Source organism: Mucilaginibacter sp. (genome assembly GCF_028288225.1).
In the GTDB taxonomy this organism is placed as follows: Bacteria; Bacteroidota; Bacteroidia; order Sphingobacteriales; family Sphingobacteriaceae; genus Mucilaginibacter.
Map to the genome: position 1 here is coordinate 1 of NZ_JAQBOC010000058.1, position 21,609 is coordinate 21,609.

The 21,609-nt window shown below is 39.8% G+C and carries 22 protein-coding genes and 1 pseudogene; 20 read left to right on the forward strand and 3 right to left on the reverse strand.

Annotated features, from left to right (window positions below):
- Positions 1–948 (reverse strand): annotated as a pseudogene (locus JWQ54_RS17735) (GTP-binding protein); the annotation flags it as partial.
- Positions 949–1,494: 546 nt separating this feature from the next.
- Here JWQ54_RS17735 and JWQ54_RS17740 point away from each other — a divergent pair.
- From JWQ54_RS17740 to JWQ54_RS17750, 3 genes are all read left to right on the forward strand, one after another.
- Positions 1,495–2,616: a tetratricopeptide repeat protein gene (locus JWQ54_RS17740; protein WP_299587431.1), complete on the forward strand. Its 1,122-nt coding sequence runs from the start codon at positions 1,495–1,497 to the stop codon at positions 2,614–2,616.
- Positions 2,617–2,632: 16 nt separating this feature from the next.
- Positions 2,633–3,064 carry an AraC family transcriptional regulator gene (locus tag JWQ54_RS17745; protein WP_299587433.1) on the forward strand — a complete coding sequence of 144 codons (432 nt, stop codon included), beginning with the start codon at positions 2,633–2,635 and terminating at the stop codon, positions 3,062–3,064.
- Positions 3,065–3,193: 129 nt separating this feature from the next.
- Positions 3,194–3,607 carry a VOC family protein gene (locus JWQ54_RS17750; RefSeq protein ID WP_299587436.1) on the forward strand — a complete coding sequence of 138 codons (414 nt, stop codon included), beginning with the start codon at positions 3,194–3,196 and terminating at the stop codon, positions 3,605–3,607.
- A gap of 81 nt (positions 3,608–3,688) precedes the next feature.
- On the opposite strand, the gene corA is transcribed toward JWQ54_RS17750, so the two are convergent.
- Positions 3,689–4,816: a magnesium/cobalt transporter CorA gene (gene corA, locus JWQ54_RS17755; RefSeq protein WP_299587439.1), complete on the reverse strand. Its 1,128-nt coding sequence runs from the start codon at positions 4,814–4,816 to the stop codon at positions 3,689–3,691.
- Positions 4,817–5,308: 492 nt separating this feature from the next.
- Positions 5,309–6,559, reverse strand: coding sequence for a methionine adenosyltransferase (gene metK / locus JWQ54_RS17760; protein WP_299587440.1), 1,251 nt, complete (start codon positions 6,557–6,559; stop codon positions 5,309–5,311).
- Between the two features lie 268 nt (positions 6,560–6,827).
- Between metK and JWQ54_RS17765 the strand changes: the two genes are divergently transcribed.
- From JWQ54_RS17765 to nuoF, 17 genes are all read left to right on the forward strand, one after another.
- The gene (locus JWQ54_RS17765; protein ID WP_299587442.1) at positions 6,828–7,718 is read left to right on the forward strand and encodes a diacylglycerol kinase family protein; all 891 of its coding nucleotides are present in this window, start codon (positions 6,828–6,830) and stop codon (positions 7,716–7,718) included.
- Between the two features lie 95 nt (positions 7,719–7,813).
- Entirely contained in the window at positions 7,814–8,149 is a 336-nt protein-coding gene (locus JWQ54_RS17770) for a translation initiation factor (RefSeq protein WP_299587446.1), read from the forward strand.
- A gap of 363 nt (positions 8,150–8,512) precedes the next feature.
- A complete protein-coding gene (pckA, locus tag JWQ54_RS17775; protein WP_299587449.1) occupies positions 8,513–10,126 on the forward strand; it encodes a phosphoenolpyruvate carboxykinase (ATP) in 1,614 nt (537 codons plus the stop codon).
- 265 nt (positions 10,127–10,391) lie between these two features.
- Entirely contained in the window at positions 10,392–11,228 is an 837-nt protein-coding gene (locus tag JWQ54_RS17780; RefSeq protein WP_299587451.1) for a MotA/TolQ/ExbB proton channel family protein, read from the forward strand.
- 94 nt (positions 11,229–11,322) lie between these two features.
- Entirely contained in the window at positions 11,323–11,943 is a 621-nt protein-coding gene (locus JWQ54_RS17785; RefSeq protein WP_299587453.1) for a biopolymer transporter ExbD, read from the forward strand.
- A 4-nt stretch (positions 11,944–11,947) separates the two neighbouring features.
- Positions 11,948–12,490, forward strand: coding sequence for a biopolymer transporter ExbD (locus tag JWQ54_RS17790; protein ID WP_299587456.1), 543 nt, complete (start codon positions 11,948–11,950; stop codon positions 12,488–12,490).
- A gap of 43 nt (positions 12,491–12,533) precedes the next feature.
- Positions 12,534–13,349 carry an energy transducer TonB gene (locus JWQ54_RS17795; protein WP_299587459.1) on the forward strand — a complete coding sequence of 272 codons (816 nt, stop codon included), beginning with the start codon at positions 12,534–12,536 and terminating at the stop codon, positions 13,347–13,349.
- Between the two features lie 9 nt (positions 13,350–13,358).
- Positions 13,359–13,586, forward strand: coding sequence for a hypothetical protein (locus tag JWQ54_RS17800; protein ID WP_299587461.1), 228 nt, complete (start codon positions 13,359–13,361; stop codon positions 13,584–13,586).
- Positions 13,576–14,490, forward strand: a complete 915-nt coding sequence (locus JWQ54_RS17805) for a PstS family phosphate ABC transporter substrate-binding protein (RefSeq protein WP_299587464.1) — start codon at positions 13,576–13,578, stop codon at positions 14,488–14,490. The genes JWQ54_RS17800 and JWQ54_RS17805 overlap by 11 nt, the downstream gene beginning before the upstream one ends.
- Before the next feature lie 233 nt (positions 14,491–14,723).
- On the forward strand, positions 14,724–16,454 hold the full coding sequence (locus tag JWQ54_RS17810) for a tetratricopeptide repeat protein (RefSeq protein WP_299587467.1): 1,731 nt from the start codon (positions 14,724–14,726) through the stop codon (positions 16,452–16,454).
- A gap of 82 nt (positions 16,455–16,536) precedes the next feature.
- Entirely contained in the window at positions 16,537–16,908 is a 372-nt protein-coding gene (locus tag JWQ54_RS17815) for an NADH-quinone oxidoreductase subunit A (protein ID WP_299587470.1), read from the forward strand.
- A 349-nt stretch (positions 16,909–17,257) separates the two neighbouring features.
- Positions 17,258–17,800 carry an NADH-quinone oxidoreductase subunit B gene (locus JWQ54_RS17820; protein WP_299587472.1) on the forward strand — a complete coding sequence of 181 codons (543 nt, stop codon included), beginning with the start codon at positions 17,258–17,260 and terminating at the stop codon, positions 17,798–17,800.
- Complete coding sequence (locus JWQ54_RS17825; protein WP_299587474.1) at positions 17,800–18,303, forward strand: NADH-quinone oxidoreductase subunit C; 504 nt, start codon at positions 17,800–17,802, stop codon at positions 18,301–18,303. Before JWQ54_RS17820 ends, JWQ54_RS17825 begins: the two co-directional genes overlap by 1 nt.
- A 3-nt stretch (positions 18,304–18,306) precedes the next feature.
- Positions 18,307–19,518, forward strand: coding sequence for an NADH-quinone oxidoreductase subunit D (locus tag JWQ54_RS17830; RefSeq protein ID WP_299587477.1), 1,212 nt, complete (start codon positions 18,307–18,309; stop codon positions 19,516–19,518).
- Positions 19,511–20,035 carry an NAD(P)H-dependent oxidoreductase subunit E gene (gene nuoE, locus JWQ54_RS17835; RefSeq protein ID WP_299587479.1) on the forward strand — a complete coding sequence of 175 codons (525 nt, stop codon included), beginning with the start codon at positions 19,511–19,513 and terminating at the stop codon, positions 20,033–20,035. Before JWQ54_RS17830 ends, nuoE begins: the two co-directional genes overlap by 8 nt.
- Positions 20,036–20,218, forward strand: coding sequence for a hypothetical protein (locus JWQ54_RS17840; protein ID WP_299587482.1), 183 nt, complete (start codon positions 20,036–20,038; stop codon positions 20,216–20,218).
- 6 nt (positions 20,219–20,224) lie between these two features.
- Positions 20,225–21,589: an NADH-quinone oxidoreductase subunit NuoF gene (nuoF, locus tag JWQ54_RS17845; RefSeq protein ID WP_299587484.1), complete on the forward strand. Its 1,365-nt coding sequence runs from the start codon at positions 20,225–20,227 to the stop codon at positions 21,587–21,589.
- Positions 21,590–21,609: the final 20 nt, after the last annotated feature.

Consider the following 21,609-nt stretch of genomic DNA (forward strand, 5'->3'; position numbering starts at 1 on the left):
AAACGGTGAAGTGTTAATGGTGAACAGCATGTTCATGGTAGGCTCATCAATATGGATAACCTCCAGTTGTTCCGGTTTTTCAAAATCGGCAATAGTATCGCCAATGTCAAAGCCTTCAATACCAACAACGGCACAAATATCACCCGAGCTTACCTGGGTAGTTTTTACTTTACCAAGGCCTTCAAACGTGTATAATTCTTTTATTCTTGATTTTTGGATAGTACCATCACGTTTTACCAATGATACCGGCATGTTTTCTTTAATAGTACCGCGTGCCACACGGCCGATAGCGATACGGCCCACAAATGAAGAATAATCCAATGAGGTGATCTGCATTTGTAAAGTACCTTCGGCAATTGGGGCAGGAGGGATGTTTGCCAAAATAGCATCCATCAACGGGAAAATATTATCAGTAGGTTGTTTCCAATCGGTGCTCATCCAGCCTTGTTTTGATGAACCATAGATAACCGGGAAATCCAGCTGATCTTCGGTAGCCTCAAGGTTGAAGAACAATTCAAAAATTTGTTCGTAAACTTCTTCAGGGCGGCAATTTTCTTTATCAACCTTGTTTACAACAACAATAGGTTTTAGGCCCAGGGCCAAAGCCTATTGCGTTACAAAGCGGGTTTGAGGCATAGCGCCTTCAAAATCATCGCAAAGTAATAAAACGCCATCGGCCATTTTTAATACGCGCTCAACCTCGCCGCCAAAGTCGGCGTGACCAGGGGTATCAATAATGTTGATCTTAACATCTTTATACATTACCGAAACGTTTTTTGAAACGATGGTGATGCCGCGTTCGCGCTCCAGGTCATTGTTATCCAGTATCAGTTCACCGGTTGATTCGTTGTCCCGGAAGATAGAACAAGCATGTAATATTTTATCCACCAGGGTAGTCTTGCCGTGGTCAACGTGAGCGATGATCGCTATATTTCTTATTTTTTGCATTGAAATGCGCCTCTAAATTTTGCGCAAAGGTACGGTTATTTAATGAATTTTTAAAACACATGCAAGTAATTGGATGAAATAATGATTTGGGGTTAACATTGGGGGATGTTTTAATGTGCGGATTTGCAAATATGCAGACGTGCGGATTGAGAAATTGGATGATTATTTTGTTTGAACCATGATAGCTTGATTTGAGGATTGATTTTTTGATGCGATTTAGGTTTTGAATGGTTTTAATAAATTGTTTGTGTATTATTTGTAAATTGCAATGACTGAACCATGCACAAAAAAATCTACAGCATATTTTTGGCATCATCTTCTGAACTGGCAGAGGACAGGAAGGAATTTGAACTGTTTGTAAACCGGCAAAATAAGCTTCTTAATAAGAAGAATATTTTTTTAGATCTCGTTATCCGGGAGGAATCCGGTGATACTGTTTCATTAACCCAAAAGCAGGATGATTATAATAAAGAGCTAAAAACCTGTGATATTTTTGTTGTGATGTACTGGACCAAAGTAGGGACATGTACCAATATTGGGTTTGATATGGCCTGGGCTCAATTTAGATATACCGGAAAGCACCCCAGGATATTTGTATTTGAAAAAACTGCCGCGCCACTAAAACCCGTCAGTAATAAAGACAAAAACAGCTTTAAAGCATTTCAGAAAAAATTAAATGACACAAGGCATTTTATAAATCTGTACGATGATCATCACAAGTTAACAAAGGAATTTAAAAAAAACCTTAGTTTATTATTTGACGATGAATATTTAAAGTTTGGGAACAATTATCCAAATAATGAAATAACTGAATATCTTTATACAGACGGTAACAGCGCGCCTGGAAATTTTATATGCCGTGAAGATGAACACCATATGATAACAAGCGAAGTTTTAAAGGGTAAGGATGATTTAGCAGATCCTTATTCAGGATTAGGTAAAGTCTATTCTCAACTGGGGCTTTTCGAAAAAGCATTGGATTTTTGTAAAAATGATTTCGAATTATCAAAACAACTTTACGAGAACTATCCTGAAAATGCAGGTTTTAAAGATGGTCTTGCACTTTCTTATCAAAATTTAGGTAAAGCGTATAATGATTTAGGCGATTTAGAAAAGGCATTGAACTCTTACCAGGAATATAACAAAATTGAAAAACAACTTTCTGGTCAATATCCTCTTGATTCACGTTTTAAAGATAATTTATCGATTTCCTATCAATTTTTAGGAAACATACATGTTTCCTTAGGCAATCTTGAAAAAGCATTTCTTTTTTATAAAAAATATATTGAGATAAAAAAACAACTTTATAAAGAAGATCCCGAAAATATAAGTTTCATAAAAGGGCTGGCAATCTCCTATCAATTTTTAGGTGAGGTACACATAACATTAAATGACGCCGACAAGGCTTTGAAGTTTTTTATAAAATTTAATAAATTAACAAAAGAACTTTATGATACGTATTCAAGCAATATTGATTTCAAGTATGGTTTCGCAATTTCTAATAAGAAATTGGGAGATATTTATATAAAAAAGAATAAATTAACGATAGCCAAAAAACATTATTTTCAGTCGCTATATTTATATGAGCAATTGATAGAAGCATCACCTAAAATGATAGATTATAGCAATAATTTAAATATATTAAAGCAAAAACTAAAGGAAATATAAAAACTTAGATTTAATTGTGACAAGCCTCCTCTACCCCAAAGTATACCTCTATCGCCGCATAGTTTACGCCAAGCTATTCATCGACAATAATTTTGCCGATAAGATAGACCTTGATAACATTGCGGATGAGGCTTTCTTTTCCAAATTTCATTTTATCCGGCTTTTCCATTCTATTTATAGTAAAACACCGTATCAGTATTTGTCATTTGTGCGGATTGAAAAGGCAAAGCAGCTTTTAGCTACTGATATGAGCGCAGCCAATGTCTGCTATGCCGTTGGCTTTGAAAGTGTAAGCTCATTTACGGGGCTGTTTAAGCGGGTAGTTGGGCAAACGCCTGCCGCTTACCAGCTGCTGCAGCATCGAAGACTGGCCGAAGTGGCCAAAGACCCTTTAAAGTTTATTCCAAACTGTTTTGCAGAAAAGAAAGGGTGGGTTGCAGTTAATTAGAGATTAGTTAATCAGAGATTAGGCATTAAAACCGACCTCTTGTTTCTGCCGTCGCCACACAATCGCAATTTTGGAGAAGTGAGGGGATAAATAAGTGCTCATTTTTGAGGTAAGAAAACAAGCTTTAAAATGATCACAAAAATGAACCACGTTAGCGTATTTGTTCTGAACCAGGACAGCGCTTTTGATTTCTATGTTAATAAACTAGGTTTTAATGTACATACAGATGCACCTATGGGGCCGGGAATGAGGTGGCTGACTGTTTGTCCGCCACAGCAGCCTGACCTGGAGATCTCCTTAATGTCTATTGATGAGGGGATGATGTTCACCAAAGAAACGGCACAGCAAATGCGCAGCCTGGTGACCAGGGGAACCTTTGGCTTTGGTGTGTTTGAGTGTGATAACCTATTGGTAACCTACGAAGAACTGAAAGCAAAAGGTATTGAATTTACCAAAAAACCAACACAGGAGTTTTATGGCTTTGAAGCGCTGTTTAAAGATGATTCGGGGAATTGGTTTTCGTTGGGGCAGAAGAAGAGTTGATTTGATAATTTGAAGATGTGTTGATTTGAAGATGTGTTGTTTTAATTTTCAAATTTTCAAATCAGCACATCTTCAAATCGATTACAACTTACTAAACCAGCCCTTTTTCCAGAAAATGATCACCTGGATAATGCCTATGAGGATCATGCCACCAAGCGCATATACATAGCCATGCGGAGTATAAAGCTCGGGCATATTATCAGGCAGCATTTTATTGGTTACCGGATCAACCCTTGCGAAGTTCATGCCGTAAACACCTGCAACAAATGTTAAAGGAATAAAAATAACAGATATAATGGTTAACACCTTCATAATCTCGTTCATCCTGTTGCTAACCATTGATAAATAAATATCCATTATACTGGAGGTTATTTCTTTGTAGCTCTCAATCAGGTCCATTATCTGGATGCAATGGTCATAGGCATCCTTTAAAAATAGCTTTACTTCCTTGTTTATCAGGGGGCTTTCGGTACGCAGCATATCATTTATCTTGTCGCGCTCGGGCCAGCAGGAACGCCGCAAAACAATCAAGGTTCTTTTAAGTTGCTGGGTTTCATACATAATGGTTTTATCAGCGTTGCCATATAAACGGTCTTCAACAGTATCTAACTGATCGCCAAGCTGTGCCAGCAGGGAGAAGTAACAATCAAGTATGGTGTCAGTAAGCGCATAGCACATGTAGCCCGGTCCCGCAGTACGTATGGCACCCTTTCCTACTTTCAGGCGGTTTTTTACGCCTTCGAAATTTTCTTCGTGTGTTTCTTCAAAAGTTATGATGATGTTATCCTTTACCAGGGCCGAAAACTGGTGGTTATTAAGCTCATAATCTTTGCTGAAAGTAATCATGCGGCTTACTGCAAATACATAGTCGTCATACTCATCAAACTTAGGCCGCTGGTGAATATTGGTAATGTCTTCAAGCACCAGGGGATTGATAGTTAAGATTGATCCTATTTCTTCAATCAATACCGCATCTCCAAGCCCCCTAACCTGGATCCAATGCGTATGATCCTGGCATTTTTTGAATTGATCAAGCACAACTTTGATACTTTTCCCTTGATCGCTCACCAGCTCTTTTGCGTTGTAGGAATAAATGTTGATCAAAGGTTTTACAGCATCTTCGGGTATATTTATTGCACCCGGCTGCTCGCCTACATATCCGGATCTCCTGCGTGGGTTATAGCGAAACCTTTTTATTGGATTAGTCATTTGATGTGTTTACAGTTTCAAAAACTGAAAATAGGACTTTTTGTTGTGATTAGGTTGTAAAAGGTTGCAAACGTTATAATGGTTGTAAGAGTTGTAATTGTATAGCGTTGTAAAAGGAATTTGGGCATTGCCAAAGCTTTTTTTTACCGTCTTTAATTCCTACAACTTATTTCAACGGATGCTGCTAAACTTGCTGCCGTTTTGATACAACTAAAAACAAAAACAGGCGCTGATGTAATCCTTAGGTACGCGGCAATGCCATTCGATAAAAGAAGTATTATGAATTGAAGAGCCGGGTGGTTGATCAGGCTGGAGTGAGTAGGTAAACTAGTGCGAATTGAAGGGCAAAGCAAATATAAAACAGGCTTTATCATCCTTAAATACTAATTTGATGATTAATTTGTGATTTTTGAATTGGCGCTTTATCAAAATAAAAAGTGCCGGTTTGAAGATGAAATTTTCAAATCTTCAAACCGGCACTTTTCAAATTTATTACAAGCCAAATGTTTGTTTCACCTTATCAACATAATCCAGCTTTTCCCAGGTAAACAGTTCAACTTCGCGTTTTATCTCTTTGCCATCATGACCAATGAATGATTTGGTTATCACTTCATTAGGGCGGCCAAAGTGGCCGTAAGCAGCAGTTTCGCTGTATATTGGGTTACGCAGTTTAAAGCGAGTTTCAATAGCGTATGGGGTCATGTTAAATATGGCTTCCACTTTTTTAGCAATTTCGCCGTCGTGCAGGCCAACTTTGCCTGTTCCATAAGTATTTATGTAGATTCCCATTGGCTGGGCAACGCCTATAGCATATGATACTTGTACTAAAACCTCATCGGCAACGCCGGCGGCAACAAGGTTTTTAGCAATGTGGCGGGTAGCATAAGCAGCAGAACGGTCAACCTTTGAAGGATCTTTGCCTGAAAATGCGCCGCCACCGTGTGCACCTTTACCACCGTAAGTATCAACAATAATTTTACGTCCGGTTAAACCGGTATCACCATGCGGGCCACCGATAACAAATTTGCCTGTAGGGTTAATGTGGTATTTAATGCCATCACCAAAAAAGTGAGCATATTTAGGGTATTTTGCTTTTACCCTTGGAATTAGGATGCTGATGATATCGCTGCTGATTTTTGTCAGCATGATTTTTTCTTCGTCAAAATCATCATGCTGGGTTGAAATTACAATGGCATCAATGCGTACCGGCTGGTTGTTGTCATCATACTCCAGCGTTACCTGCGATTTCGCATCAGGACGTAAATATTTTATATCAGAATTCTCGCGGCGGATAGCTGCCAGCTCTATTAATAAGGCATGTGCAATATCAAGGGCCAGCGGCATATAATTATCAGTTTCGATAGTTGCATAACCAAACATCATCCCCTGGTCGCCTGCACCTTGCTCTTCTTTCGCGGTACGGTCAACACCCTGGTTAATATCGGGTGATTGTTCATGAATGGCCGAAAGTACACTGCACGAGCTGCCATCAAACATATATTCGACTTTGGTATAACCAATTTTGTTAATTACCTCGCGGGCTATTTTCTGAACATCAAGGTATGCTTTTGACTTTACTTCGCCGGCTAAAAAAACCTGGCCTGTTGTTACCAGTGTTTCGCAGGCAACTTTTGAGTCAGGGTCGAAAGCTAAAAAATGATCTATCAAAGCATCCGAGATCTGGTCGGCAACTTTATCCGGATGTCCTTCTGATACGGATTCTGATGTGAATAAATACGACATAAATTTTTATATGATAATTAAAATTTCTCCTTGCAGATTCACAATGTTAGCGTTTCTGCGATATTTTTGTTCTTAAAAGCCAATAAAGATTTAAAGGATTGAGTAAAGAAGCATGGTTTTAGCACTTTTTTACGTGGTTGCAATCCGTTGCGTCCCGATTCTATTCGGGATGGGGCAATTAAATCAGTCCACTTTCAGGTTGCTAAATTAAAACAATTTTTACAAAGCCGAAAATAGATTTACTTTTGCCCGCAGAAATCATATTTAGTTGGAAAGGAAAGCGTTATTTATTATAAACCCAATATCTGGCGGGAAGCAAAAGGATGGCGTTCCGGAACTCATCGAGAAACACCTGGATACTAATTTATTTAAACCGGTAATTGTTTTTAGTGATGGTGTATCGCACGCCAGGCAGATTGCTAAAGAAGCGGTGGGCAAATTTGACCTTATTGTGGCAGTTGGCGGTGATGGAACGGTAAATGAAGTGGCATCGGCAATTGTGGGGAGCAACACCACCTTAGGGATAGTTCCTTTCGGATCGGGTAATGGCTTGTCGCGGTTCCTTAATATCCCCATGGATGCTCAAAAAGCCATTGAGACGCTTGGTACAGGCAGTACTATAACTATCGATTCGGCAAGGTTAAATGGACAGCCGTTTTTCAATATGGCCGGGATGGGCTTTGATGCCCATATAAGCGAAGTATTTTCGCACACACAAAAGCGGGGGTTTATTACTTATATTAAATCATCTATTAAAGAAGTTATAAATTATAAGCCGCAAATGTATCACCTGGAGATTGACGGCAAGATTTATGACCGCGAAGCTTTTATGCTGAGCTTTGCCAACTCCTCACAGTATGGTAACAATGCACATATCTCTCCCCATGCCTCGGTACAGGATGGTTTGCTGGATGTTTGTGTGATAAAAAAATTCCCTTTATGGCGATTTTTTGAGCTGGGGATCCGCATGATGGCCAAAACAGCTGATCAAACAAAATACGTTGAAATAATAAGGGGAAAGCATATATTTGTTAAACGGGCCAATCCCGGGCCTTTACATCTTGATGGCGAACCACAAATTGCCGGCACCGAAGCCGAAATTGTGCTGGTGCCGCATTCATTAAAGGTTATTGTGGGAAGCACATTTATGAAGTCTTAAGTCTTGAGCCATTAGTCTTAAGGCATTATTTGGAAAATTATAAATTTGCAGAGCCTGACTCAGGACTTAAAACTACAGACTCAAGACTTAATAACATGGCTAAAAAGAACTTTACAGGTGTAGTATACTCTACCGACCCTGATTTTCAATACCAGCAAAGCGGGAGCGCTGCCACCCAGGCGCTGCCACCACAACAGCAAAATATTAAAATTTATCTGGACCGTAAAGGTGGCAGCAAATTGGTTACCCGTATTAATGGATATGTAGGCCCCGGTGCCGACCTTGAAATTATAGGTAAAAAGCTAAAATCAAAATGCGGTGTTGGCGGCTCGGTAAAGGATGGCGAAATATTAATACAGGGCGATTTTAGGGATAAGGTATTAACCATATTAGTTGCTGATGGCTATAAAGTTAAAAAGGCAGGCGGATAGGTGCTGTTGGCAATGTTGAGCAGGCAGTTTGCAGTTGTAGCTGCTGTTTAAAGAGTTGTAGCAAGCAACGGCTATTTAGCGCGCATAGCCTGGCCCGGCTATAGCGGGGACGTCCTGTGTAATCCCCCTTATTTATAATATTTCATCTTCACTCTTCATTTAAACCTCAAAATATCGAGTTTCTTACCTCTGATTCTTGATGTACTTAGTGTATTTAAAATAAATGTAAAGATATATTAAATAGTTGTAAATAAGTTGTTTACATAGTGTGTAAAGTTTACATTATGTAAAAAAATAAGATAATTCTCTTGTTTCTTAGGTAGGAAAACCACTAATTTTGCAGCAACCAATTATAACTATTTAATGAGAAGGAGTACTACTACTGTACCTGATCTGAGCTATTTGCAGCTTGATCGGGCGAGGACTGTTTTTTACCAATTAAATGCTGCCGAACTTGTTGATGCAGCTTTAAAGAGAGATGAGGGCGTTTTGGCCGATACAGGCGCATTGGCAATTGATACCGGTGAGTTTACGGGCCGGTCGCCTAAAGACCGTTTTATTGTGGAGGATGACATAACCCGCGATAGCGTTTGGTGGGGTAAGGTGAACATTAAATTTGATGCCGGTAAATTTGATGCCTTGTTTGAAAAAGTTACTGACTACCTGGCCGGGCGTGACATATTTGTACGCGACAGCAGCGCATGTGCCAACGAAAAGTACCATATTGATATCCGCGTTATTACCGAAACCGCTTATCAAAACCTATTTGTTCACCATTTATTTCTGCGCCCGGAGGTTATTGACGGAAGTTTAATACCGGAATGGACAATAATAGCGGCGCCCGGTTTTAAGGCTGATCCGGAAGTTGACGGAACCCGGCAGCATAATTTTTCTATTATCAACTTTACAAAAAAAATTATACTTGTAGGCGGTACGGGGTATACCGGCGAGATCAAGAAAGGGATCTTTTCGGTTTTAAATTTTATACTTCCACATGAAAAAAAGGTACTTTCTATGCATTGCGCGGCTAATACGGGGGTAAAAGGCGATACAGCAATTTTCTTCGGTTTATCGGGTACGGGTAAAACCACCCTTTCTGCCGACCCTGAACGCAGTCTTATAGGTGATGATGAGCATGGGTGGAGCGATTATACCATATTTAACTTTGAAGGCGGCTGCTATGCCAAGTGCATTGATCTTACCGCCGAAAAGGAGCCCCAGATCTTTAATGCCATTAAGTTTGGCGCGCTGCTTGAAAATATTAATTTTATAAAAGGCACCCGCACGGTTAATTTTTCAAACATTGATAAAACAGAAAATACCCGGGTTGCATATCCTTTATATAATATTAATAATGCAGTGATCCCATCAATAGGAGATTCGCCTAAAAATATATTCTTTTTAACAGCAGATGCCTTTGGCATATTACCGCCGGTATCAAAACTAAGCGCTGAACAGGCAATGTACCATTTTATTTCGGGCTATACGGCTAAGGTTGCAGGCACCGAAGCAGGCATAACAGAGCCGAATGCCACTTTTTCAGCATGCTTTGGTGAGGCATTTTTGCCGCTAAACCCGGTAGCTTATGCTGAATTGCTGGGCAATAAAATAAAAAAGCACAACGTTAAAGTGTGGTTGATAAACACAGGCTGGACAGGCGGGCCTTATGGAACCGGGAAACGAATGAGACTTAAATACACCCGGGCCATGATCTCGGCTGCATTAAACGGCGATCTTGATAATGTAAAATATACCAGGCAACCTATATTTAACCTGCAAATGCCGCAAACCTGCCCCAATGTGCCGGATAATTTGCTTGATCCGAGAAACACTTGGGCCAATGCCGACGCCTATGATGAAAGGGCGAATGACCTTGCGGCAGCGTTCATTAAAAACTTTGAGCAATATGCGCCATTTTGCAAACACGAAATTATTAATGCGGCCCCAAATGTCACCATATCGGCCTTAGTAACATAAATTTTATAAATTATTGTTTGCTATTATTAAAAAAAATGGGTTTTATTGCAAAATATTATTTGTACAAAACACAATTTTTAATTTTCACCGTTATGTATAGCACCAATTGTGTATAATAGATAATGGGTAGATTAAAATTTTGTAAAGAATACCATAAAATATTTTTTTATTTCATTTAAATTCTATTTTTGTTATTCACTTTATATATTGCATTTAACAAACTTATATTCATAAACTAAAAACTAAAACTAAAAACTAAAAAGTAATGGCAAACGCACCAACAAAACCAACTAGTCCTGTAAAAAAAGAAAGCTCAAGCTCATCAGGCATGTTTGCAACTTTAACTATCCCGATCTGTATCGTAGTTGCAATTCTAATCTTCATTTTTATACTGGGCCAACCAAGCCACTTTGCTGACGGCGATGTAGCAGTAGGTACACCGGTCGACTTTTTTGGCCGTATTTACAGAGGGGGTAACTTAGTACCGGTAATTATGTCATACCTGTTAATGGTGATCGTTTTCTCTATAGAGCGTTTTGTTGTTATTGGTAAAGCATCAGGTACCGGCAATGTGGATGCATTTGTACACAAAGTACAAAGCGCCCTTAATGCAGGTAATATTACTGCTGCAGAAGCCGAGTGCGACAAACAAAAAGGTTCTGTTGCAAACGTAATTAGATCCGGTTTGAAAAAATACCGCGAAATGGAAGTTGATGATAATTTAACTGTTGATCAAAAAACATTGGCTATCCAAAAAGACATTGAAGAAGCAACCGCTTTGGAAATGCCTATGTTGGAGCAAAATTTAACCATTATTGCTACCCTGGTATCTATCGGTACATTATCAGGTCTGTTAGGTACCGTATTTGGTATGATCAAGGCCTTCGGTGAGTTAGCTGCTGCTGGTGCAACTAACCAAACAGCGCTTTCTGCATCAATTTCTGAAGCATTGGTTAACACTGCATTAGGTATCAGTACGTCAGCAATTTCAATTATAATGTATAACGTATTTACTTCAAAAATTGATAATCTTACTTACGCGATTGACGAAACTGGTTTCAGTATTGTACAAACGTTTGCAGCATCACACAAAAATAAATAACCAACACGCTGTTGCTTAGTTTTTGCCCCGGTCGGAGAGATTGACCGGGGATAGTATAATCAATTTATACACTTTACATTAAAAACAAAAAATTATGCCAAGAGTAAAAGTTGCCAGGAAAAGCACAGCAATAGATATGACGGCCATGTGTGATGTGGCCTTCCTGTTGCTTACCTTTTTCATATTAACGGCAAAACCAAAGGTTGAAGACCCTTCAAAGGCCGAAGTGCCTGCTTCATCAAAAGAAGTAACTATACCGGATGATAACGTAATGACGATATCAATTGGTCAGCAAAATAAGATCTTCCTTTCTTTCAGCGGCGACGATGTCCGTACTGAGACTTTAAAAACAATGGGCGAGAAATACAAAGTTGATTTTACACCTGCAGAATTAAATAGATTTTCAAATACAGAAGTATTTGGCGTTCCGATGAGCCAGTTAAAACAGTTTTTGAGCACGCCAAGCGCGCAATTGAAAAGCTTCGAACAAAGGGGGATCCCTGCAGATACAACTATTACTAATGAGTTGTCTGACTGGATCATCACTGCACGAAAGGCTGATAGAGCTTTGCATAGCAAGGACTATCACATTGCGATAAAAGGTGACAGGAAAGAGCAGTACCCGGCCATTAATACGGTTATCAGTATACTGGGACATCAGAAACTTTTTAAGTTTGATTTAATTACGTCGCTAAGAGCGGCACCTAAAAAATAAAAAAATGGCAGAATTAGATACCTCCGGCGGGGGTAAGCATAAAGGCGGGAAGGTAAGGAGCAAAAAGTCCTCTACGCGTGTCGATCTGACCGCGATGGTGGATCTGGCTTTCTTGCTGATCACTTTCTTTATGTTCACCACCACGCTAAATAAACCCAAAGCTATGAATTTGGCTATGCCGGATAACTCGGAAATAAAAAACCAGTTACCTGTTGCAGCATCGCGCACAATGACTATTTTATTAGGCGGTCACAATAAATTAATGTGGTATATGGGCGAGGCTGGGAAATCAGCTCCGACGCTTGAGGGCTATGGCCCTACCCAGTTACGCAAAACTTTGATTGAAAATGGTAACAGTGTAGCTGCTTCACATGCCGCACCCGACAATTTTATGATAGTTTTGATAAAGCCAAGCGATAAATCAAGTTATGAAAACCTGGTTAATGTGCTTGATGAAATGAGCATAACCAATGTTAAGTCATACGCTATTGTGAAAATTATGCCGCTGGAGCTTGAAGCATTAAAAGCACAAGGTTTATTGCAGTAATATTTTAGTTACTTAAACGTTAATTTATATTAAAGCCAAAAAGATGTTTGGATCAAAATTAGACATATTAGATCAAAAATGGATCGATGTCGTTTTTACAGATCGTAACAAAGCATATGGGGCCTATGAACTAAGGAAGGATAATGGGCGTAATACCAGCAAAGCCCTTATTATAGGCATCATAATATTTGTTGTGGCTATATCTGCAAATACGATCATCGACATGATCTCCGGGTTTATACCTAAGGGGAAAGAAAAAATAAAAATCACCAATGTGGTGCTTTCACCACCGCCACCCGATTTAAAGAAACCACCTCCGCCACCTCCGCCTGAGCCGCCTAAACCAAAGGTTGACCAGGTTAAATTCCCGCCTCCAATTGTGAAGCCGGATATTGAGGTGAAAGAGAAACCACCAACTATTGAGGAATTGAAAGTTGCCGATCCGGGACAAAAAAACCTTAAAGGCGACAAAAACGCCGATGTGGTTATTGATGAGCCGGTAGGTACTTCTGACCAGAAGGTTACTGAAGAAGATCCTAATAAGATATTCTCTTCAGTTGAACAGGTTCCGGTGTTTCCTGGTGGTATGGACGCCTTTATAAGATACCTTGGTAAAAATATCCACTATCCGGCAGTTGCCAGGGAAAATGGTACACAAGGTAAAGTTATAGTTAGCTTTGTTTGCGAGCGCGATGGTTCATTAACTGATATTCACGTAACGCGTGGTATTGGTGATGGTTGCGATGAGGAAGCTGTACGTGTAATTAAAGCTTCACCAAAATGGTCGCCAGGTATTCAAAACGGACGTCCGGTTCGTGTTGCATACAGTGTTCCTATCTCTTTCGCACTTTCAGAATAAACGGATTCAATGTTATTTAATAACAACAAGCAAAAATCGCCCGCAAGGCGGTTTTTGCTCATTTTAGGAGTTGCAGGTTTTGTGTGTGTAACAGCATTGGGTCTGATGGTGATTTTTTGGGACCAAATGTTGCCAAATATCTCCAAAAACCAGCGGTTAGTTTTCGGACTGATTTTAATAGCTTATGGCATTTTACGGTTTTCGCGCTTATTAAAAAAGAAACCTGATGAAATATAGTTTAAATCTAATAGCTATCAGTGCGGTTTTGCTTACACTTTTTGGAAGCTGTAAACAAAAGGTAAAGACGGTAGGAGGTGTTGACCGTTCAAAAATTTTTATCGTTGATGAATCATTTAAGCCAATTGTTGATCAGGAACTCTATGTTTTTGGGGCGTTGTATAAAGATGGTCATCCTAAAGTGATATGCGCTCCTGAAAATACAGCCGTAAATCTTTTGTTTTCTGACAGTGCACGTGTGCTGATTATTGCACGCGAGATGAATGCGGAAGAAAATAAAGTGCTGGCAAGCAAAAATCTAAAGCCTATAGTTAACCGTTTTGCTATTGATGCTGTTACTTTAATTGTAAACCAGGCTTCAAACGATACTACAATTACCATTAGCGAAATAAAAAAAATGCTTAACGGTAATACTAAAACTGATAAGGATATCGTTTTTGATAACCCAAACTCTGGTTTGGTAAGGTATTTAAAAGAACTTTCGGGGAATAAGGATTTCAACCAGAAAAATATTTATTCGCTGAAATCAAATAAGGAAGTTATAAAATATGTTAGCGAGCACCCCAATGCAATAGGCATAACCGGGTTTAGCTGGCTAAATGATCCTGAGAGAGATTATGCGGATGCGGTTAATAAAGTAAAAATAGTATCGGTAAAGGATGATATTAGTAAAGTTACAACCGGACAATATTTTTCGCCGTCCCAGCAAACCATAGCGCTAAAGCAATATCCGCTTACAAGGAATTTATATATTTTAAATTTTACCGGCAAAATGGGTTTAGGTATGGAATTTGCTGCATTTATTGCCGGCGACAGGGGCCAAAGAATAATTTTAAAATCGGGGTTATTGCCGGATGCGATCCCCGGCAGGGAAATCAATATAGTATCAAAAATTGCGAAATAAAATTGTGTACTAAGTTGTTTAAACTTGTACATGTATTTTTAGTCAAAAAATTATATTATTGTATAACTGTTTTATTGTAACAAACTAATAAAGTGCTTTATTGTACGTAGAGCATAAATAACTAAAATAAATTATTAATCCGGTGGGGTATTTTATTGAGCCTTATTTAAAAAAAAATAACAGGTTCTTTTTAAACTTCATTGTCTTTAAAAAAAAATTTACTCAAAATGAAAATGATCAGTAAAATAGCCGGCGCAGGGCTGGGTTTGATGTTTTTAGGATCGTCGGTTTTTGCACAAAGTTTAGCCGATGCAAAAAAGGCTATTGATGCAGAACAGTATCAGAAAGCTAAGTCGATGCTTAAAAACCTTACAACTACACAGGCAGACAAAGATGAAAACTATTTTTACCTGGGTTGGGTATATTTGAAACAAGATTATGCCGATTCGGCAAAGGCTATATTTAGTAAGGGTCTTTCGGTAAATGCCAAATCGCCATTAAACCTGGTGGGCTTGGGCGCAGTGGCCCATGTTGAAAAGGATAATGCTACTGCAACCTCAAATTTTAACCAGGCCATAGCGTTGGCTGGCAAAAATGGAAAGCCTTATTTATACATAGGCCTTAGTTATTTACTACCAGTTAGCGGCAGCAGCATTGGCCCCAATGGGTCAAAAATTGCACCGGCTGACGCTGATGCAGCTATTGCGGTTTTAAATAAAGGTAAAGCTGTTAACCCTAAAGATGCTGAAATATTAATTGCCATGGGTGATGCTTATCGTTCGCAGATAAAGAGCACCGATGCTTATAACAATTATAATGCGGCATTGGCAATTGATCCAAAATCACCTGCTGCAAACGTTGCCGAAGGTGTTTTATGGAAATATGCAGAAAACTTTGAGGATTCTGAAAAACAGTTCCAGGCGGCTTTGGCAATTGACCCAAACTATGGGCCTGCTTACCGTGAACTGGCTGAATTATACCTGCGTTGGGCTCCAAAAGATCCAACTCAATATGATGCAAAAGTTAAACAGGCGGCCGATAGCTATAAAAAATATATTAGCCTTACTGATTATTCAGTAGAGTCCCAAATGCGTTACGCAGATTTTGTTTTTAGAGCAAAGGATTATACAACTTTGCAAAAGATAGCAAATGATCTTTCGGCATCAGCTAAAAGTAATTTAAGGGCTTACCGGTATTTGGGCTATGCAGCTTTTGAAAATAAGGATTACCCTGCTGCTGAAAGTGCATTCACCAAATGGGTAAATGAGGCTGGACCTAAACGTGTTATTCCCAATGATTATTTATATTTAGGAAAAACGCAGTTAGAAGAGAAAAAAGATTCATTAGGTATCCAAAATTTACGCAAAGCTTTAACACTTGATACTTCACAGGTTGATATTTATGGTGAAATTGCCAAGTCGCTATATAAATCACAAAAGTATATTGAGGCTGCTGAAGCTTATAGAACATATGGTGAAAAATCACGTAAAGCTACATTGAATGACCATTTTTTTGAAGGCTTTAGTTACTACCAGGCATACAAAGATCAGCTTATAAAACAACAAACTAATAAAGCTATAAAAGTTGATTCTACATTGCTTACCAAAGCCGATTCAGCATTCACCTATGTTGAACGGAAATTACCAACCCCCAACGCACAAATTGTATATTTCCATGCTAACGTTAAGGATTTTGAAGATGTTGACAGAAATAATATAAAAGGTTTAGCCAAGCCGCTTTTTGAGCAATACGTACAATTGGTTACAGCAAAAGGTGGTACACCTGATCAAAATACAAAGGGATACATGGCAGTTGCTTATGCCTATTTAGGCAACTATGCCGAAAATAAAGAAAAGGATTCTGCAAAGGCTTTGGATTTATACACGAAGGCGCAACAGATGGACCCTGAAAATGCCCAGGTAAAATATTTCTTCCAAAAAAAAAGTAGTGGCAAAAGCAAGTAAATAAGCTTAAAATATTAAAAAAGAAAGCCTCCCGATTTATCAGGAGGCTTTTTTATTATAATCCCATTTGTATATTTGCACCATGGAAGTACAAAATTTGCCCGTTAGTTATTTGCCCATCATTTTCCAAATGCTGGTAGCTTTAGGATTTGTGGTTACCACCATGTTTGTAACCCATAAAATTGGCCCAAAGCGGGTTACCAAAGATAAGCTTACTCCTTTTGAATCGGGTATTGAAGTTATAGGTAATGCCCGGACCCCAATTTCCATTAAGTATTTTTTGGTGGCCATTCTTTTTGTGCTGTTTGATGTGGAAGTTATTTTTATGTATCCTTGGGCGGTTAATTTCAGAGAACTGGGCCAAAGCGGTATGATAGAGATGTTCATCTTTATGGGTACACTTTTACTGGGCTTTTTCTATGTTATTAAAAAAGGCGCGTTAGACTGGGATTAATTTAAGTCCGGAAAGTCAGTAAAGTCCGGAAGATCTCTGGTATTTGAGTTGGTAAAAAGGTCGGCAATTCAGAAAAGTGCAACAGCATTGTTTACCAAAGCAATAATGACCAATGACGTAATGACCAATGATTAATAGCTGTTTAGAACGATTCTAAATATATTCACCTTATTGCATAGTGTATCTCTTACATTATAAATTATTTGTAAATTTGCAATGTTTATAGTTTAACTGTAAATGTCTTTAATTCTTAAGTCAAATTTTAAAGTTTCAGCGATAAATTGAAACTACTGACTATCTGCTAAAGACTTTCGACTCAATAAGGATGGGTTTTTGTATCAAATAGATCATGAGTGATATTCAATTAGTTGATGCCCCCGCTGGCGTAGAAGGAGCAGGATTTTTTGCTACCTCGCTTGATAAAGTAATAGGTTTAGCACGTGCAAATTCATTATGGCCGCTGCCATTTGCAACATCGTGCTGCGGTATAGAATTTATGGCAACAATGGCCTCGCATTACGATCTTTCTAGATTTGGGGCCGAGCGTTTAAGCTTTTCGCCCCGCCAGGCCGACCTGTTGATGGTTATGGGCACTATCTCAAAAAAAATGGGGCCGGTTTTAAGGCAGGTTTACCTGCAAATGGCTGAGCCACGCTGGGTAATGGCTGTGGGCGCCTGTGCATCAAGCGGAGGTATTTTTGATACCTATTCCGTTTTGCAGGGAATTGATGAGGTGATCCCGGTTGACGTGTATGTGCCTGGTTGTCCGCCGCGCCCTGAAGCTATTATTGATGGCTTTATACAAATTCAAAAACTGGTACAAACTGAAACATTGCGCCGCAGAAATGAGCCGCAGTATCAAAAACTCTTAGCTTCATACGGAATACAATAATGGGCAAAATTTCAAACGAAGAGCTTTTAAATAAGATCACCGCTCAATTTCCTCATCAGCTTACCGTAGTTGGTGAGCCTTTTGGCCTGTTAACACTCGAAACAAGCCGCGAGCAGATAATTGATGTTTTAACTTTTTTAAAAAGCGACCCAACTCTTCAATTTATATTTTTAACAGATATAACCGCTGTCCACTATCCTGAACTGGAGAAACAAATTGGGGTTATATATCATTTGCACAGCTTGGTTAATAATGTGCGTATCCGCCTTAAGGTGTTTTTGGTTGATGGTGATGTGCATATCCCGACTGCCACAAATTTATGGAACGGCGCCAACTGGATGGAACGCGAAACTTACGATTTTTTCGGAGTGATATTTGACGGACATCCCGATTTACGCAGAATATTAAATGTTGACGATATGACCGCTTTCCCGATGCGAAGGGAATTTCCACTGGAAGATCCTAACCGCGTTGATAAGAAAGATTACTTTTTTGGAAGATAACAAATGCAGAATCACCCGGTATATACAGATAACGATCCGCAAAGCGAACTCTCGACCCTGAATTTGGGCCCTACACATCCTGCAACACACGGTGTGTTCCAGAATGTGCTTCAGCTTGATGGCGAAAGAATTGTAAGCGGCATATCAACAATAGGCTACATACACCGTGCCTTTGAAAAAATTGCCGAACACAGGCCGTTTTACCAGATTACCCCGCTTACCGACAGGTTAAACTATTGCTCGTCACCCATTAATAACATGGGCTGGCACATGACGGTTGAAAAACTTTTAGGTATTGAAACGCCTAAGCGTGTTGATTACCTGCGTGTAATAGTAATGGAACTGGCACGGATAAGCGACCACATCATCTGCAACGGTGTATTGGGTGTTGATACCGGCGCTTTTACAGGTTTCCTTTACATGATGGAACACCGTGAGTTCATTTATGAGATTTACGAAGAAGTTTGTGGTTCACGTTTAACAACAAATATTGGACGTATTGGCGGTTTTGAGCGCAATTTTAACGCTATTGCTTTTAGCAAACTGCGTAAGTTTTTAAAGGATTTCCCTGTTACATTAAGGGAATTTGAATCATTGTTTAATAGAAACAGGATTTTTGTTGATCGTACTAAGGATGTAGCTGCGGTTACTGCCGAAGACGCATTGAATTATAGCTGGAGCGGCCCTTTACTGCGTGCTGCCGGCGTTGATTATGATGTTAGGGCGATGAACCCGTACTCATCATACGAAGACTTTGAGTTTGAAGTACCTGTTGGCAGCAATGGCGATGTTTATAACCGTTTCCTGGTTCGTAACGAAGAAATGTGGCAGAGCTTGCGGATAATTGAGCAAGCCCTGGTTAAGCTGGAAAAAGAACCAACTGATATTTTCCATGCTGATGTACCTGATTTTTACCTGCCTCCAAAAGAGGAAGTTTATAATAACATGGAAGCTTTGATCTATCACTTTAAAATTGTGATGGGCGAGGTGCCAACCCCAACTACCGAGGTCTATCATTCGGTTGAGGGTGCAAATGGCGAACTGGGTTTTTACCTGGTAAATGATGGCGGCCGCTCGCCGTACCGCCTGCATTTCCGCAGGCCAAGCTTTATCAATTACCAGATGTACGCGCCAATGAGCCGTGGAATGTTATTATCTGATGCGATTATTAACATGAGTAGTTTAAACGTTATAGCCGGAGAGTTAGATGCTTAGAGTTGAAGAACAACAGCTGCCGGTTGAATTTTCACCGGAGCTGATCAAAAGTTTTGATGATATAGTGAGCCGTTATCCCGCAGGGAAACAAAAATCAGCTTTGCTGCCTATTTTGCATTTGGTGCAGGCCGAGCATGGTTGGCTGAGTTCAAATGCAATGGATAAGGTAGCCGAATACCTAAAAATCCAGCATATTGAAGTATATGAGGTAGCTACATTTTACAGCATGTACTTTATGCGCCCGCAAGGCAAATACGTATTAGAGGTTTGCCGTACGGGCCCATGCGGCATTGTTGGCGCCGAAAAAATAATGGATCATATTGAGCAAAAGCTTGGTGTTAAGGAAGGCGAAGTTACTGCCGATGGCCTGTTTAGCTGGCGCGGTGTTGAATGCCTTGCAGCCTGTGGCTATGGCCCGGTGTTACAGATTGGTCCTGAATATACTTTTTACGAAAATTTAACTAACGATTCGGTTGATAAACTGATCGCAGATTTAAAGGTAAAAGGCAATAATTAAATGAACAGATCAACTTTAATTATAACAGATGCATTGTTCGCTGCAACCGTAATAATGATTGCTTATGGCAACGGCGGCTTTGATAAAAATCCGTTATTTTTAAACTTACTGGTTGTTGTAGCTTTTGCAAGCTGCATTATAAAACATATTAACTATTACAAGCTGACCAAAAAGATATATTAAGCAGCAATGGCACGTAAATTACTTTTAGAACATATAAATGTACCGGGCATCAATACTTTGGATGTTTACCGATCAAAAGGTGGCTATGCTTCTGTTGAAAAGGCTTTGAAAACAATGTCGCCCGACGAGATAGTTGAAGAAGTAAAAAAATCAGGCTTACGCGGCCGTGGCGGCGCAGGTTTCCCTACGGGGATGAAGTGGAGCTTTTTGGCTAAACCGGAAGGCGTTGCCCGTTACCTGGTTTGCAATGCCGATGAATCTGAACCCGGCACTTTTAAAGACCGTTACTTAATGACTTATATCCCTCACTTATTAATTGAAGGGATGATAGTAGCAAGCTTTGCTTTAGGCGCTAAAACATCATATATCTACGTTCGCGGTGAAATGATGCCGCAGATCAGGGTCCTTGAAAAAGCTATTGCGGAAGCAAAAAATGCAGGTTTTTTAGGTAAGAATATATTAGGCACAGGGTATGACCTGGAGCTATATGTACAGCCCGGTGGTGGTGCTTATATCTGCGGTGAAGAAACCGCTTTGCTTGAGTCATTGGAAGGCAAACGCGGTAACCCGCGCATTAAACCGCCATTCCCTGCTATTGCAGGTTTATATGGCTGCCCAACAGTAGTAAACAACGTTGAATCAATAGCTGCTGTAGTGCCAATCATCAATGAAGGTGGTGAAGAATATGCTAAAATAGGGATTGGCCGCAGTACAGGTACAAAATTAATTTCGGCAGGAGGTAACGTAAAGAAACCCGGTGTATATGAAATTGATCTGGGCTTATCAGCTGAAGAGTTTTTATATTCTGACGAATATTGCGGGGGGATTGCTAATGGCAAACGTTTAAAAGCAGTTGTTGCAGGCGGTTCATCAGTGCCGATCCTTCCGGCGAACCTGTTTCTTAAAACTATCAATAACGAGCCCCGCCTGATGAGCTATGAATCATTAGCCGATGGCGGTTTTGTTAGCGGTACGATGTTGGGTTCAGGTGGGTTCATAGCCTATGATGAAGACCAATGCATTGTGCGTAATACCTGGAACTTTACCCGTTTTTATCACCACGAAAGCTGCGGGCAATGTTCGCCTTGCCGTGAGGGTACAGGCTGGATGGAAAAGGTATTGCACCGTTTGGAGTATGGCCATGGCAAAATGAGCGACATGGACCTGCTGGTTGATGTGTCTAAAAAAATTGAAGGGAATACTATTTGTCCGCTGGGTGACGCAGCTGCGTGGCCGGTAGCCAGTGCTATCCGCCATTTCAGGGATGAGTTTGAGTGGCATGCAACCAACGGCGCCGAAGCGGTAACAAGAAATTTTGGTTTAGCACATTACGCCGACCCGTTAACGAAGAAGGAAGAAACGGTAGCATAGCTAAAAGCTATGTCATTGCG

What these genes read in the sequence shown, in the direction of transcription:
- JWQ54_RS17740 (WP_299587431.1), top strand. Translation starts at nt 1,495, where the DNA reads ATGGCCTGGGCTCAATTTAGATATACCGGAAAGCACCCCAGGATATTT.
- JWQ54_RS17750 (WP_299587436.1), top strand. Translation starts at nt 3,194, where the DNA reads ATGATCACAAAAATGAACCACGTTAGCGTATTTGTTCTGAACCAGGAC.
- corA (WP_299587439.1), bottom strand. Translation starts at nt 4,816, where the DNA reads ATGACTAATCCAATAAAAAGGTTTCGCTATAACCCACGCAGGAGATCC.
- metK (WP_299587440.1), bottom strand. Translation starts at nt 6,559, where the DNA reads ATGTCGTATTTATTCACATCAGAATCCGTATCAGAAGGACATCCGGAT.
- JWQ54_RS17770 (WP_299587446.1), top strand. Translation starts at nt 7,814, where the DNA reads ATGGCTAAAAAGAACTTTACAGGTGTAGTATACTCTACCGACCCTGAT.
- pckA (WP_299587449.1), top strand. Translation starts at nt 8,513, where the DNA reads ATGAGAAGGAGTACTACTACTGTACCTGATCTGAGCTATTTGCAGCTT.
- JWQ54_RS17780 (WP_299587451.1), top strand. Translation starts at nt 10,392, where the DNA reads ATGGCAAACGCACCAACAAAACCAACTAGTCCTGTAAAAAAAGAAAGC.
- JWQ54_RS17785 (WP_299587453.1), top strand. Translation starts at nt 11,323, where the DNA reads ATGCCAAGAGTAAAAGTTGCCAGGAAAAGCACAGCAATAGATATGACG.
- JWQ54_RS17790 (WP_299587456.1), top strand. Translation starts at nt 11,948, where the DNA reads ATGGCAGAATTAGATACCTCCGGCGGGGGTAAGCATAAAGGCGGGAAG.
- JWQ54_RS17795 (WP_299587459.1), top strand. Translation starts at nt 12,534, where the DNA reads ATGTTTGGATCAAAATTAGACATATTAGATCAAAAATGGATCGATGTC.
- JWQ54_RS17800 (WP_299587461.1), top strand. Translation starts at nt 13,359, where the DNA reads ATGTTATTTAATAACAACAAGCAAAAATCGCCCGCAAGGCGGTTTTTG.
- JWQ54_RS17805 (WP_299587464.1), top strand. Translation starts at nt 13,576, where the DNA reads ATGAAATATAGTTTAAATCTAATAGCTATCAGTGCGGTTTTGCTTACA.
- JWQ54_RS17810 (WP_299587467.1), top strand. Translation starts at nt 14,724, where the DNA reads ATGATCAGTAAAATAGCCGGCGCAGGGCTGGGTTTGATGTTTTTAGGA.
- JWQ54_RS17815 (WP_299587470.1), top strand. Translation starts at nt 16,537, where the DNA reads ATGGAAGTACAAAATTTGCCCGTTAGTTATTTGCCCATCATTTTCCAA.
- JWQ54_RS17820 (WP_299587472.1), top strand. Translation starts at nt 17,258, where the DNA reads ATGAGTGATATTCAATTAGTTGATGCCCCCGCTGGCGTAGAAGGAGCA.
- JWQ54_RS17825 (WP_299587474.1), top strand. Translation starts at nt 17,800, where the DNA reads ATGGGCAAAATTTCAAACGAAGAGCTTTTAAATAAGATCACCGCTCAA.
- JWQ54_RS17830 (WP_299587477.1), top strand. Translation starts at nt 18,307, where the DNA reads ATGCAGAATCACCCGGTATATACAGATAACGATCCGCAAAGCGAACTC.
- nuoE (WP_299587479.1), top strand. Translation starts at nt 19,511, where the DNA reads ATGCTTAGAGTTGAAGAACAACAGCTGCCGGTTGAATTTTCACCGGAG.
- JWQ54_RS17840 (WP_299587482.1), top strand. Translation starts at nt 20,036, where the DNA reads ATGAACAGATCAACTTTAATTATAACAGATGCATTGTTCGCTGCAACC.
- nuoF (WP_299587484.1), top strand. Translation starts at nt 20,225, where the DNA reads ATGGCACGTAAATTACTTTTAGAACATATAAATGTACCGGGCATCAAT.